Here is a 13,259-nt window from a genome sequence, read left to right as displayed (position 1 = left end):
AAAAATCCGGATTGCAAAGATTTAAATAGAATGGGCGATGAATTGTCCATTTTTTTTGCTTTATAAATCAGTAATTATGTTTAATTGTTTCTGAAAACCAAAAGCAGCTAGGGAAGGTTACTATATCTGATATGGAAGAAGCTCACTTAGACCGATTTCTCGAAGCCCAGAAAAGCAACTATGCCCTGGCACTAAATGAAATTTCGAACGGAAGAAAAACCACACATTGGATGTGGTATATCTTTCCTCAGCTTTCAGGTTTAGGGAGAAGCGAGATGGCTCGGTATTACGGTATAAAAGATATAAAGGAAGCTGAAGCCTATTTGAAACATCCCATTTTAGGTCAGCGTTTAATAGAAATTTCTAAAGCCCTTTTAAAGCATACCAATAAGCGTGCCTACGCCATCCTGGGTTCACCTGATGACTTGAAATTGCAATCATCAATGACTTTATTTTCAAGAATTGAAGAAGCACATCCGGTTTTTATAGAAATATTACAGTATTTTTATCGGAATCACCCTGATTTGGCTACCATTAAATTATTGAAATAAATGAGAAAGCCATTTAAAAAATGAAACAGAGAATTAGTTTTCATCTTTTATAACTTACGATCAGTTATTAACGATCCTAACAGATCTGAAAAAATGTGCTAAAATGGTAATTGTATAAAATAAATAAGTCATTACACTGTATTGTTTTTAATTCTGCTGCGTAATATTACCTTTGCCTTCAGCCAGAAAGTTGGTGCTAAAAATATCAGGCATTAAAACGGCATCATTTCTGCAATAGTCAATGTTGTAACGTCATATATGAACGCAAATCCTGTAGAAGAAGTAGAACAACTTATCAAATATTTAGAGCAACATGGTAAGGTGCCCAAAAGCATGGCCGCTCAGATAACTTCAGGAACGAAGATAATGGCTTTTAAGAAACGAAAGCATTTAATTAGTCCGCTGGATTTGTACCCGAATATGTATTACATCTTATCCGGAGCTGTACGTGGTTTTGCCCGTGACAATGGTAAAGATGTGACTATGTGGATTGTAACAGAAGGTCAGATTGTTGGTCTTACCCATTTCCCAAAACAGATTATCAATAACAAGTCACAGTTTGTAGAGACCCTGGAAGATTGTAAAGTCATCGTCATTACCAATGCGCTGGTTAAAACCTTGCTATCTGAATTTCCGGAAATGACTACCATTTGCAGAAAATTATTATGGTTACACTACCATGAAGCAGAGGAAAGAAATTATTTAATCCGGCTGAACAGTGCCATTAAGCGGCTAAATCGCATGATTGATACCTGTCCGGATTTATACTATAGAATTCCTTCCAAATATTTGGCTTCTTATCTGGGAATGCGAATTGAAACGCTAAGCCGCTTACGAAGTCAGATGTTGCATAGTCATACTACTTAACACACAAAAATGAGTAAATGGCAATTATTTATTATACAAATCTAATCTTAACTGTATACAATAACAAACAGATTAATCAGAACAGAAGCCCTGATTAATCAATAATAAGTTTTATTTTAATTAATGTGAAAACAACGGTGCACTGAAAGATAACTTACCCAATTTGTCGGTCATCATTTCTGTAAACCAGATATTACCTGCTGCATCAGTTCTGATTCGGTGCATCATCGTCATTTTACCTGGAATTTTAAAGGTATTAAAAGAAATCCCGGAGAGATCCGCATCAGGTAATGTCCTGATGGATTTATCAAAACGAATCAGGTAATCGTTTCCGTCTGGAAAAGGATTGTTCTGATCAACATAAACCTGCACCCATAGATTTCCCTCCAGATCAAAAGTTAATGAAGCAAGAATATCGTTCTTTTGTAATACCGGAACAGGATATTCTATAATGTTTCCATCCATATCAATTTTTCCTATTTTTTGTCCTGCTTCTTCTGTAAACCACATGTAAGGTGCTAAAGGATCAGGAATAATGGCTATTGGCCTGCTGTTTGAAGTTGGAATTTTAAATTCACGAACAAGTCCGGCGGCGGATATATTTAAGATACTATTCCCAAATAATTCTGTTCCCCATATTCCTCCATCAGGTCCGGCAGATAAGAAAATTGGCAATGCAGCAAGTGTATCCAATTGAAAATGGGTAACCTGTTTGTTAACATCGATCTTACCAATTGTACTGGTCCGTTTGCCTGTAAACCAAATGGTAGATCCATCTGCATCAAGCCCAATACCGTGGGGAGCGGTATTAATGGGTGTTGCGCCTGAAGCATGCAACTTAACATCCACTTCTTGAACGATTTGACCATTTTCATCCAATTGCACCACAAAGCCAGTAAATTCAAGCGAAACCCATAACTTTCCTTTTTTATCAATGAGCAGACCATGCGGTCCGCTCCCTTCCGGCATCATATAATACTGAAGCAGTTCACCCTGATGATTAAACTTGGCTATCCGGTGCATGTTTTGTCCACTCACAAAAATAAATTCTTCACTAATCACCAATTCATGTGTAGACCCCATCATTCCACCAGGCCAGTTTAAGCTATACTCAACAATAGACAAGTTATCCATTAAGCTAAACTTTTAAGTAAAGCATCTGCAGATTTAAAAGCCAGCGCCATCATGGTTAAAGTTGGATTCGCTGTGGCCGTTGTTGGAAAAGAACCACAGCCTACTAAATAAAGGTTATCATGATCCCAACATTTCAGGTCAGCGTCAGTAACGGAAGTTGCCGGATCGTCCCCCATGCGATGTGTACCCATGACGTGTCCTGCACCTTCTGAATAGTAATTTTCACCATCATACTGAAAAAATCCCCCCGTCCCTAAAGGCGTAGAATTGTCTTCAGTAGCGTCAAGAGCCTCGAAAATAATACCAGTTGCCTCTGCCGCAGCTTTGAAACCTGCACGGGTATATTCATCCAGGTTATAGTGTATCTCCGGACGTGGCAATCCTAAATTATCTGAACAGGTTGGAGAAGGAATGATATAATTTTCTTCAGAAGGCATCTGCTCCACCAAAAAACCAAGTCGAAACTGTTTGGTAAAATCAGTAATGATCTGTTGCCGCAGCGCAGTTCCCATCAGACCCATCTTACCTACATAATTCTGTACCTGGGTATATGGCGCCCCGGTTGGCCAGTTCCAGCCTTCATTCCCGATCTCAATCCGGTAGGCCGCCCGCTCAGAACGAAATGAACCATCACGTGTAGTTTCAATACCTGAGGTAGACAATGGTCCTCTAAAAGGATAAACAGGCTTTGGCATACTGCCCCAGCTTAGCTTTACCGGATGATCCATTAAATTTTTACCCACCTGACCACTAGAATTAGCGATACCTGTACTAATTTGTTTGTTAGACATGAGCAATAACTTTGCAGCCTCAATGGCATGCGCTGCAATCACATATTTTGTTCCGGTTACGGTACCTTTTCCGGTTGCCGGACCTGTTCGGGTTTCATATTGAATATAATCAATGCCGGTAACTTCCTTGGTTGTGGCATCAATCTGAATATTGCTGGCTACGGTTTGATACATAATATCCACATTGCCTGTTTCCAACGCTTTACTCAAAGTGATTGTTGCATCGTATTTGGCTTGTATCGGGCATATTGGCGTACAATTGGTATTGCCCTGGCAAAGACGGCGACCATTGTTATAGATGGTGCCATCCTTCATGATATTGGATTCGCCATTTCTACCGGCTGGTGTACCCGTAACGGTTAATGCATTTCCATCTATAACCACATCTTTTAATTCTGTTGTCAGTATCTGATCAAGAATAGATGGTGGGATTCGTTTCATGGGATACACATAATCTTCACTAAAAGTTATGCCATGTACCGTCTGCTCCTCCACATCTGCCGAAACACCAATTTCCAATTCTGCCTGGTCATAATAATCCGAAAGATCGTCATAGGTGATGGGCCAGTCTACCCCTACTCCATATTCGGTGTACATTTTAAAATCGTTCGGTACCAGGCGCAGGCAGGTACCGAGCCAATGCCAGGAAGTTCCGCCAGCCAAACGTTCATAGGTACTTCCAAAAGGCATTGGACCTTTCTGAATAAAATATCCATCCGTATCTATTGATTCTGCTACATGAGCACAATCAACAGATGGTGCTGGTGGATGAGTAATTTGTTTGATATCTAGTACGGATGGCCTCGGTGAGTTATAATTTTGTACATAAGGTGCTTCGGGTGTTTTAGCCATGGCCAGGAAAAAGGTTTCCATAAAATCTTCCCGGTTATTGCTCTGCAAAGGTATTCCCCCTTCCAGGATCAGTACTTTTTTTCCGGCTTCGCCCAATCGGTATGCCATGGCACTTCCTGCCCAGCCACCGCCTACAATGATGACATCATATTGTTTAGCTGTATTGCTCATTTCAAATTTCGTTTAAAGTAAATAGATGGATTTATTGAATTGGAGGATGGAGTGGCGGAATTACGGGTGGCGTATTCCAATAGCCAAAAACACCCTCACTGTAACCCATTGGATGTGCGCCCATGGTGTCCCATACTAAACTATTCTGATAGGCCTGTGCAGAAACAACGAAATCCTTATTTGGTGAAGTTCCGGATGGAACAGTTAAATCATACCATATCCCCAAAAACCACATGTAAATGATGTTTTTGGCAACAGGTGCAAGTTCTGTATTTCCCATGATCTGCTCTTTTACCTGCATTTCATAAGTAGGTTGCGGCATAGCTGAAATCGTATTCCAGGTATCGGTAAGCAACTGTAAAGTAGCTACAGGCACCAATCCGGGGGTGTATAAAGTTGCAAGGTATTCAGCAGCCTGATGTTGTGTATCTAATTTTGGCAATATGGTTTCTTGTCCATAGCCTGTCAGCACCTGAGAAAGTGCCGCAAATTGTTCTAAATTCATGAGCGTTATAATTTGAGCGTTATTTCTTTTTGTTTCCGGCAGCCTGTTTATAGGCAGAGGCCGTTCTGAGCAAATAAGTAAAATCTGATGTACGGCCAGACCACGAAGTAGCGCCGTTATGGCAACCGATACAACTTGAAGTTACACCCGGAACATATGATATTTTCCCTTCTCTTACTACACCCTGGATATAAGATTCAAGTGTTGAATTGGCCATATATACCGGAAAAGGATCTCCTGTAGCAGATTGCTTGGCATGAACAGGCCATTGGGTACCCACCAGCTCATAATACTGCCAAACGGTTTTCGGATTAACAGCAATGAGTTTTTTGTGAAAAGCATCGTTTAATGCCTGAGTACCTTCGAATATGGGCGTTAATCGTACAATCTGGCTTGGGGTTTGCCCCGGGATACTTGGATTCCAGGGATGTGCTGGCGCATTGTTCATATTGTTATTGCCTGCTGCTGCCTTGTAGAAGTTATAATGTACATCTTTCACTGCATTAAAAGTTGGTGCATTATCTACCTGCTCAAAGGTAGACCAAATCCATTGTGGGTTATTCTGGCTTTTGGTACCAATGTGAAGTCCTACCAAACCGACCAATGCTGTATAAGTGGTATCCTTTACACCTTGTTTTGGAATCGCATTGACATGGATAGTAGCCCTTGTTTTATGGAAACGGGTGGTATCATCTCCTTTACCCATAATTTTCCATGAGGCTTTAACCATAATCGCACCATGTGCTTTCTTTTCATTATTACCGGATGGAAAGGCAATGGTATCAGTAAACTTTTGCTGTCCCTGATAGTTGTACAACACGTTATTATCGATGTAATCAAACATCTTCTCATTCATCACGATTTCAAAGCGGGTATATTGTCCGTTCTGATCGATCAGCGGACCAGTTAAGAAGGGCTGAGTGACATCTGTAAGCAATACCGTTGGCGTTTTGCCCACTTGTACCAGTACTTTATTTTTCTGCTGCAAGGCAGCATTCCAAGGTGCGGGCTTGCTGCCATCGGGAAGAAAAACCTCTGCATTTTCTTTCCAGGTTTCCCACACCGTGGCATTGTCTCCATTTGCTCCAATTATCTCAGTGCTATCCGGCGACCAGTTCAGTGCAATAAATGATTCCCAGGAGAAAAGGTCAAAATCTGCTCTGATCTGAGTTTGCAGAACCGTGTCTGTTGGTGCGATCGTGACATCGTAAGGCAAATTAGGACTTAATGTTGTTTGACCGGAATCAGTTACTGAAGTGTTCGTACTGTCTTTACCGGAGGAGGAAGGCCGACCTTTGCAACCCAATGAACCTATACTGATATAGGTCAATCCAATCCCTACTGCAAGCAGCAGAGAAAGTAATCTTACTTTTTTCATGTTTTGAGAGTGTTAATTGAAGGTGAATTTACAGAAATTAAATTATTATTTACAAATAATAGTGAAGTTTTTTGAGTTGATCAGATCAGGAAAATCAATATTAAAATTGGACCAAATACGCCTAAAATTAATGGAAATGATAAAGATATGATTTTAATAAGTCAGCAAGTTTCGGATTGTTTGGCTACTCAAAACTTGATTTATTTGCATTTAAAATGATAAATATGATGAAATTTAAAATTGTTCCCCTCTCTGTGGCCTATGCAAATAAAATTAAACAAACCTTAAATGATAATTTTGGTCACGAAGTGATTGAGCAGGTCGCTACTGGTTTCGGGCCTTGCCGCGTTTCCTTAAAACCTTTCGCTGTTGGCACAGATATCCGGTTATTATTTACCCATAGCCCATTTACCATTGATAATGTGTTTAATCAACCCGGACCTGTATTTATACACAAAACAAATGTTGAGCCCTATGATAATATTCATCAATTTCCACCAGAAATTAAGGCCGATAAAGAAAATTTTCCATTATCGTTAATTGGCTATTCAAAAGATCAACAAATGATTTTTACAAAATTAGTGGGTGATGCAGATGTTGATCATTTAATTGGTGAAATCTTCGATCAACATCCGGAAATCGACTACCTACATGCGAGAAATGCAGCCGCATGTTGTTACATCTGCAAAATTGAACGTGTTTAATTTCAATTCGAATATCATGATAATCAGACGCTACTCAGTAATGACATTGAATGAATGGAAACTAAATTCATCCTCATTAACCGCTCACTTAATGATCAAAACTCAACTCCTTCACCACTTTGCAAGGTGAACCAACTGCCAAAGAATTTGGTGGGATACTCTTAGTTACCACACTTCCTGCACCAATGGAACAACCATCACCAATGGTTACACCAGGAAGCAATATGCAATCTCCTCCTATCCAAACATCATTGCCTATGGTAACCGGTTTTGCAAAACCAATGTGTTGATTTCGGTCTGCCGGATTAATGGGGTGGCTTGCCGTATAAATCTGAACATTTGGGGCAATGAAAACATTATTCCCGATGGTTACAGGGCAACAGTCCAATAGCACAAAATTGAAATTGATGAACACATTGCTCCCAATTTTGGTATGGCATCCGTAATCAATTCTGACTGCTTTTTCAATATGAACATTATCTCCAACATGTGCAAATATTTTTCGCTGCAGGTTTTCTTTCGTTTTGGTATCTCTCGGACTGGTATTGTTAAATAAATCTACAAGCTCCCTTACTTGATATCTGATTTCAACCAATTCAGGATCATTGATGTTGTAATGCTCACCTGCAAGCATCTTTTCTCTTTCAGATTTCATATGTATTTTTCTTTAAAGGCTGAGATTCTTTCACAATATCATCACCGCAAGCTACGATATTAATAAAAATTTCTTAAAAATCAATATCCTATACAAATACTTTTATTGGTCTGAAAAGTTACACCCAGGAAGGTGAAAAAGCTATTTTAAGTACGAATACCAATGTAGTTTAGGGTTAATTTAAATGGCCTGTTTATTTTTCTTTAGGGAATAATTTGGCTATTCTAGAAACTTTTCTATAAGTTTACCGCAACTTTAGGGGTGTCCTTTGCGGACTGAGATAATACCCTTTGAACCTGATGCAGTTAGTACTGCCGAAGGGAAAAGTGATGACAACTCATGCATATGATGTTGTTTTTTCTTTCCTCCATACGGGGCCATTCCTAAAAGTTGATTTTTTTAGATATAGAATGGAAATCACCGTAAATCAACAACATTATCAGGTTGCCGAAGCTTGCAGCATGCAGGATTTAATAACCATTGTCTTAAATAAACCGGCTACTGGCATTGCTGTGGCGGTGAATCAGACCATTATTCCTAAAACCAACTGGGAAAACCATCTTCTCTGTCCCGGCGATCATGTCATCATTATCAAAGCTACACCAGGTGGCTAAACATAAACCTCAAAAAATGAAACACGAAAAAATTCCAAAAGATCAGGTTTTAACAACCACACCCTTTGCAGCCTCAAAAAAAGTTTTTGTACAGGGCGAATTGCACGACATCCAGGTGGCGATGAGGGAAATCAGTTTAAGCGAGACCAAACTGCATGGCCGTTTCGGAGAAACTGAGCCCAATGCACCGGTAACCATTTACGATACCAGTGGCCCTTATACTGATGTAAATGCAACCATTGATGTAAAAAAAGGTTTGCCAAGATTACGTGAGAAGTGGATCACCAACCGTGGAGATGTAGCACAATTGGATCATATCTCTTCTCAATACGGACAACAAAGGCTAAATGACCAAAGCCTTGATCACCTCAAGTTTAACCATACTTCCAAACCTTTCCGGGCAAAGGCAGGCCGGAATGTTACGCAAATGCATTACGCCAAACAGGGAATCATTACGCCTGAAATGGAGTATATTGCCATTCGTGAAAATCAGCGGATTGATCTTTTAAAAGAACAACTTAAGGCGCAGCATGATGTGATGAATCATCAGCATCAGGGCCATAGTTTTGGTGCCAATACACCAAAAGGTTTAATTACACCAGAATTTGTGCGCCAGGAAGTGGCTGCCGGACGGGCAGTAATTCCCAGTAACATCAATCACCCGGAAATAGAACCCATGATTATCGGCAGGAATTTCCTGGTGAAGATTAACGCCAATATTGGTAATTCAGCGGTGACCTCCAGCATTGAAGAAGAAGTAGAAAAAGCAGTTTGGGCCTGCAGATGGGGTGCAGATACCATTATGGATCTTTCTACTGGAAAAAATATCCACGAAACCCGCGAATGGATTATCCGCAACTCCCCTGTTCCGATCGGAACTGTACCGATCTATCAGGCCCTTGAAAAAGTGAACGGGAAGGCAGAAGACTTAACCTGGGAATTGTTCAAAGATACCTTGATTGAACAGGCCGAACAAGGTGTGGATTACTTTACCATACATGCCGGTGTTTTATTACGTTACGTACCCCTAACCGCCAAAAGAATTACAGGTATCGTATCTCGTGGTGGATCCATCATGGCAAAATGGTGCCTGGCGCATCATAAGGAAAATTTCTTGTATACCCATTTCGAAGAGATTTGTGAAATCATGAAAGCCTATGATGTTTCGTTTTCTTTAGGCGATGGTTTACGGCCGGGCTGTATTGCCGATGCAAATGATGCGGCACAATTCGGCGAATTGGAAACCTTAGGTGAACTGACTAAAATTGCCTGGAAGCATGATGTGCAAACCATTATCGAAGGTCCTGGACACGTACCCATGCACCTGATTAAAGAGAACATGGAAAAACAACTTCAGCATTGTGCTGAAGCACCATTTTATACATTGGGCCCTTTAACCACTGATATTGCACCTGGCTATGACCACATTACTTCTGCCATTGGTGCTGCCATGATTGGTTGGTTCGGTACGGCCATGTTATGTTATGTAACGCCAAAAGAACACCTCGGTTTACCGAATAAAAAAGATGTGAAAGATGGGGTAATTACTTATAAAATTGCAGCCCATGCTGCTGATTTGGCCAAAGGTCATCCTGGTGCCCAATACCGGGATAATGCACTGAGCAAAGCCCGTTTTGAATTCAGATGGGAAGACCAGTTCAACCTGTCGCTCGATCCGGATACGGCGAAAGAATTTCATGATGAAACCCTGCCGGCTGATGGCGCTAAGATAGCACACTTCTGCTCCATGTGCGGACCTAATTTCTGTTCGATGAAAATCACCCAGGATGTTAGAGAATATGCCAAGGAAAATGGCATGGAAGAAGCAGATGCTTTAACCAAAGGCATGGCCGAAAAATCAAAAGAATTTACACAAAAAGGCAGTGAAATTTATTTGTAATGGATTTGATGGTGATCTCTGCCCCTGATGTTATCGCTAATGAAGCCGTGACCATTAACCAGCTTTTTAAAACCGGATTAACCCGTTTTCATTTGAGAAAGCCGAAGTGGAATATCAGCCAATGCATCCAACTGCTTCAAGATATTGATCAGGAATACTATCCTAATATCGCTATTCATCAACACCATATGCTTAGAGATCATTTCAATATCAAACGTTTTCATTATCCCGAAAAGCTTCGGGCCTGTGCAGCTGCTGAGAATTGGAATGATCTACAGCAAAATGATCATATCAGAAGTACATCAGTGCATCAACTTGCTGAAATACCTTTAATGAAAACATTTGAATATGTCTTTTTCAGTCCGGTTTTTAATAGTCTTTCTAAGACAGGTTATCAGGGTCAGCTGCAAGATGATTTTATGTTAGCCAAAGCTAACATTCCGCCTAAAGTGATTGCACTTGGCGGAATAAACGAAAGCAACCTGACCACAATAAGAAAAATGAATTTTGACGGTGCCGCCGCACTTGGAGCCATTTGGAATAAGCCAGAAAAGGCAGTCATCAATTTTAAAAAATTAAATAAAATCTTAAATAATTAAACAGAAATGATTGACCGATTGCACTACATTTCACAGCAGCCTGAAAAAGGCACACACCTCACGGCAATAAGAACCGCACTTGAAGCGGGTATAAAGTGGGTTCAATTAAGGGTAAAGAACCAACCGAAGGCAGAGATCTTACCTTATGCTTTAGATGCTGTTGCGTTATGCGATGATTATGGTGCTAAACTGATTGTAAATGATCATCCTGAAATTGCCCTAGAGTCAGGTGCATGCGGTTTGCACCTGGGTTTAGAGGATATGCAGATAAAGACAGCCAGAAAAATAGTGGGTGAAAACATGATCATCGGCGGTACCGCAAACACTTTTGAACACGTTATCCAGCGTGTTGCTGAACAGGCAGATTATATTGGTCTGGGGCCTTTCCGTTTCACGGCAACCAAACAAAAACTTAGTCCGATATTGGGTTTGGAAGGTTATACCGAAATCATTAAACAGATCAAACACGCCAACATTCAAATACCGGTTATTGCCATTGGTGGTATTCAACTGGATGATATCAATGCCATTATCCAAACAGGCCTGTATGGTGTAGCCGTTTCAGGAGCCATTACCCATGCCATTGATCCTGCAACTATGGTACTGGAAATGTATGCACAAATCAACAATGCATTTTTAAAAGAAGCTTAATAATAAAACAATGCTAAAAATTGCAGATAAAACCTTCAGTTCACGATTGTTTACCGGCACCGGAAAATTCAGTTCTGCTGCGTTAATGGAAGAAGCCTTAGTCGCATCTGGCTCAGAACTGGTTACCGTAGCCCTCAAACGGGTGGATGTCAAAAACAACGAAAATGACGATTTATTAATTCGTTTAAAGTATCCCCATATCAATTTATTACCCAATACTTCTGGTGTCCGAAATGCTAAAGAAGCTGTTTTTGCCGCTCAACTGGCACGTGAAGCACTGGAAACGAACTGGATCAAACTGGAAATTCATCCCGATCCTAAATACCTGATGCCCGACCCTATTGAGACCTTAAAAGCAACTGAAGAGCTGGCTAAGTTAGGATTTATCGTGTTGCCCTATATTCATGCCGACCCGGTTTTGTGTAAGCGCCTTGAGGATGCCGGTACTGCTGCAGTAATGCCGCTGGGATCGCCCATAGGAAGTAACAAAGGTTTAAAAACCATCGACTTTTTAGAAATTATCATCAGCCAAAGCAATGTCCCGGTGATTGTTGATGCCGGCATTGGTTCACCATCTGACGCTGCCCGGGCAATGGAAATCGGCGCCGATGCAGTATTGGTTAATACAGCCATTGCCGTCTCTGCTAACCCTACATCAATGGCTGCTGCATTTAAAATGGCTGTAGCGGCCGGACGTATGGCCTTCGAAGCCAAATTAGCCTTACCTGTTTCACATGCTGTTGCCAGCAGTCCTCTAACCGCTTTTTTAGATGAATAGTTTTACTGATCTTTTCGATACGTATAATTGGAATGAAACCAAAGCCAGTATTTATGCCAAAACTCCGGCCGATGTTGAACAAGCTTTATCCTCGTCCAAAAGAACGCTGGAAGATTTTAAAGCATTGGTTTCACCCGCTGCTGCACCATACCTGGAGCAAATGGCACAGATAAGTCAGCAATTAACCCAGAAACGTTTTGGTAAAGTATTGCAAATGTATGTGCCGCTATATTTATCGAATGAATGCAACAATATCTGTACGTATTGTGGTTTCAGTTATGACAATAAGGTTAAACGTAAAACACTTTCCATGATGGAAGTGATGCAGGAAGTGGCAGCCATTAAAGAAATGGGTTATGAACATGTGCTGCTGGTTACCGGTGAAGATAACGTGAATGTTCATGTAGATTATTTTAAAAAAGTACTGCAACTCATTCGCCCGCATTTTGCGCACATTTCTATGGAAATACAACCCATGGATGAGGAAGACTATGCGCAACTTATCCACTTTGGTTTAAATACGATTTTGGTTTACCAGGAAACCTATCACCAGGAAGATTATAAAAAGCACCATCCTAAAGGGAAAAAATCAAATTTTAAATACCGAGTGGAAACACCAGACCGCCTGGGTAAAGCAAACATTCATAAAATGGGACTTGGTGTATTGATCGGTCTTGAAGATTGGCGTACAGATTGTTTTTTTACAGCACTCCACCTCAACTATCTCGAAAAAAAATACTGGCAAAGTAAGTACAGCCTTTCTTTTCCAAGACTCCGCCCTTACAGCGGCGGACTGGAGCCTAAGGTAGAAATGAACGACCGGGAACTGGTACAACTGATCTGTGCTTACCGTTTGTTTAATGAAGAAGTAGAACTGTCTATCTCTACCCGTGAATCGCCAGCGTTCAGGAACAACATTATTAAACTTGGCATTACGTCCATCAGTGCCGGCTCAAAAACCAATCCTGGCGGCTATACCGTTGCACCGGAATCACTGGAGCAGTTTGAAATCAGTGATGAACGAAGTCCAGCCGAAATTTCCCGCCTCATTACTGCACAAGGGTACGAAGCCGTATGGAAAGATTGGGATAATTGCTTAGCTTAATTGA

Annotated in this window: 14 protein-coding genes and 1 riboswitch; of the genes, 9 read left to right on the top strand and 5 right to left on the bottom strand. The window is 40.8% G+C overall.

What is annotated here, in order from left to right; genetic code table 11:
* The first annotated feature begins 131 nt into the window (after positions 1 to 131).
* Both OQX64_RS05170 and OQX64_RS05165 read left to right on the top strand, forming a co-directional pair.
* Positions 132 to 551 carry a DUF1810 domain-containing protein gene (locus tag OQX64_RS05170; protein ID WP_088301793.1) on the top strand — a complete coding sequence of 140 codons (420 nt, stop codon included), beginning with the start codon at positions 132 to 134 and terminating at the stop codon, positions 549 to 551.
* 258 nt (positions 552 to 809) lie between these two features.
* The gene (locus OQX64_RS05165; RefSeq protein ID WP_088301794.1) at positions 810 to 1,418 is read left to right on the top strand and encodes a Crp/Fnr family transcriptional regulator; all 609 of its coding nucleotides are present in this window, start codon (positions 810 to 812) and stop codon (positions 1,416 to 1,418) included.
* A gap of 120 nt (positions 1,419 to 1,538) precedes the next feature.
* Here the strand turns inward: OQX64_RS05165 and OQX64_RS05160 are convergent, their stop codons facing one another.
* From OQX64_RS05160 to OQX64_RS05145, 4 genes are read right to left on the bottom strand one after another with little or no spacing between them, the layout of a single operon-like run.
* Positions 1,539 to 2,552, bottom strand: a complete 1,014-nt coding sequence (locus tag OQX64_RS05160) for a hypothetical protein (protein ID WP_265817915.1) — start codon at positions 2,550 to 2,552, stop codon at positions 1,539 to 1,541.
* Positions 2,552 to 4,366, bottom strand: coding sequence for a GMC family oxidoreductase (locus OQX64_RS05155; RefSeq protein ID WP_265817914.1), 1,815 nt, complete (start codon positions 4,364 to 4,366; stop codon positions 2,552 to 2,554). Before OQX64_RS05155 ends, OQX64_RS05160 begins: the two co-directional genes overlap by 1 nt.
* 31 nt (positions 4,367 to 4,397) lie before the next feature.
* Positions 4,398 to 4,871: a hypothetical protein gene (locus tag OQX64_RS05150; protein WP_265817913.1), complete on the bottom strand. Its 474-nt coding sequence runs from the start codon at positions 4,869 to 4,871 to the stop codon at positions 4,398 to 4,400.
* Between the two features lie 19 nt (positions 4,872 to 4,890).
* A complete protein-coding gene (locus OQX64_RS05145) occupies positions 4,891 to 6,249 on the bottom strand; it encodes a hypothetical protein (RefSeq protein ID WP_265817912.1) in 1,359 nt (452 codons plus the stop codon).
* A 224-nt stretch (positions 6,250 to 6,473) separates the two neighbouring features.
* Here OQX64_RS05145 and OQX64_RS05140 point away from each other — a divergent pair, with 224 nt between their 5' ends.
* On the top strand, positions 6,474 to 6,953 hold the full coding sequence (locus OQX64_RS05140; protein ID WP_265817911.1) for a DUF1203 domain-containing protein: 480 nt from the start codon (positions 6,474 to 6,476) through the stop codon (positions 6,951 to 6,953).
* 88 nt (positions 6,954 to 7,041) lie between these two features.
* Here the strand turns inward: OQX64_RS05140 and OQX64_RS05135 are convergent, their stop codons facing one another.
* The gene (locus OQX64_RS05135) at positions 7,042 to 7,608 is read right to left on the bottom strand and encodes a sugar O-acetyltransferase (protein ID WP_216359238.1); all 567 of its coding nucleotides are present in this window, start codon (positions 7,606 to 7,608) and stop codon (positions 7,042 to 7,044) included.
* Positions 7,609 to 7,855: 247 nt separating this feature from the next.
* Positions 7,856 to 7,948, top strand: a riboswitch (TPP riboswitch).
* Between OQX64_RS05135 and thiS the strand changes: the two genes are divergently transcribed.
* The 6 genes from thiS to thiH all read left to right on the top strand — a co-directional run bounded on the left by thiS (position 7,908) and on the right by thiH (position 13,255).
* Positions 7,908 to 8,222, top strand: a complete 315-nt coding sequence (gene thiS / locus OQX64_RS05130; protein ID WP_265817910.1) for a sulfur carrier protein ThiS — start codon at positions 7,908 to 7,910, stop codon at positions 8,220 to 8,222. (Overlaps the previous riboswitch by 41 nt.)
* Before the next feature lie 16 nt (positions 8,223 to 8,238).
* Complete coding sequence (thiC, locus tag OQX64_RS05125) at positions 8,239 to 10,122, top strand: phosphomethylpyrimidine synthase ThiC (RefSeq protein WP_265817909.1); 1,884 nt, start codon at positions 8,239 to 8,241, stop codon at positions 10,120 to 10,122.
* Positions 10,122 to 10,721: a thiamine phosphate synthase gene (locus tag OQX64_RS05120; RefSeq protein WP_265817908.1), complete on the top strand. Its 600-nt coding sequence runs from the start codon at positions 10,122 to 10,124 to the stop codon at positions 10,719 to 10,721. Before thiC ends, OQX64_RS05120 begins: the two co-directional genes overlap by 1 nt.
* A gap of 6 nt (positions 10,722 to 10,727) precedes the next feature.
* Complete coding sequence (locus tag OQX64_RS05115) at positions 10,728 to 11,372, top strand: thiamine phosphate synthase (RefSeq protein WP_265817907.1); 645 nt, start codon at positions 10,728 to 10,730, stop codon at positions 11,370 to 11,372.
* A gap of 10 nt (positions 11,373 to 11,382) precedes the next feature.
* Positions 11,383 to 12,150: a thiazole synthase gene (locus OQX64_RS05110; protein ID WP_265817906.1), complete on the top strand. Its 768-nt coding sequence runs from the start codon at positions 11,383 to 11,385 to the stop codon at positions 12,148 to 12,150.
* Positions 12,143 to 13,255 carry a 2-iminoacetate synthase ThiH gene (gene thiH / locus OQX64_RS05105; protein ID WP_265817905.1) on the top strand — a complete coding sequence of 371 codons (1,113 nt, stop codon included), beginning with the start codon at positions 12,143 to 12,145 and terminating at the stop codon, positions 13,253 to 13,255. Before OQX64_RS05110 ends, thiH begins: the two co-directional genes overlap by 8 nt.
* Positions 13,256 to 13,259 lie beyond the last annotated feature (4 nt).

It is taken from the genome of Pedobacter sp. GR22-10 (assembly GCF_026239715.1).
Taxonomy (GTDB): domain Bacteria; phylum Bacteroidota; class Bacteroidia; order Sphingobacteriales; family Sphingobacteriaceae; genus Pedobacter.
The sequence above is the reverse complement of the archived record's forward strand: the minus strand, read 5'-3'. Positions and strand labels throughout refer to the sequence as shown.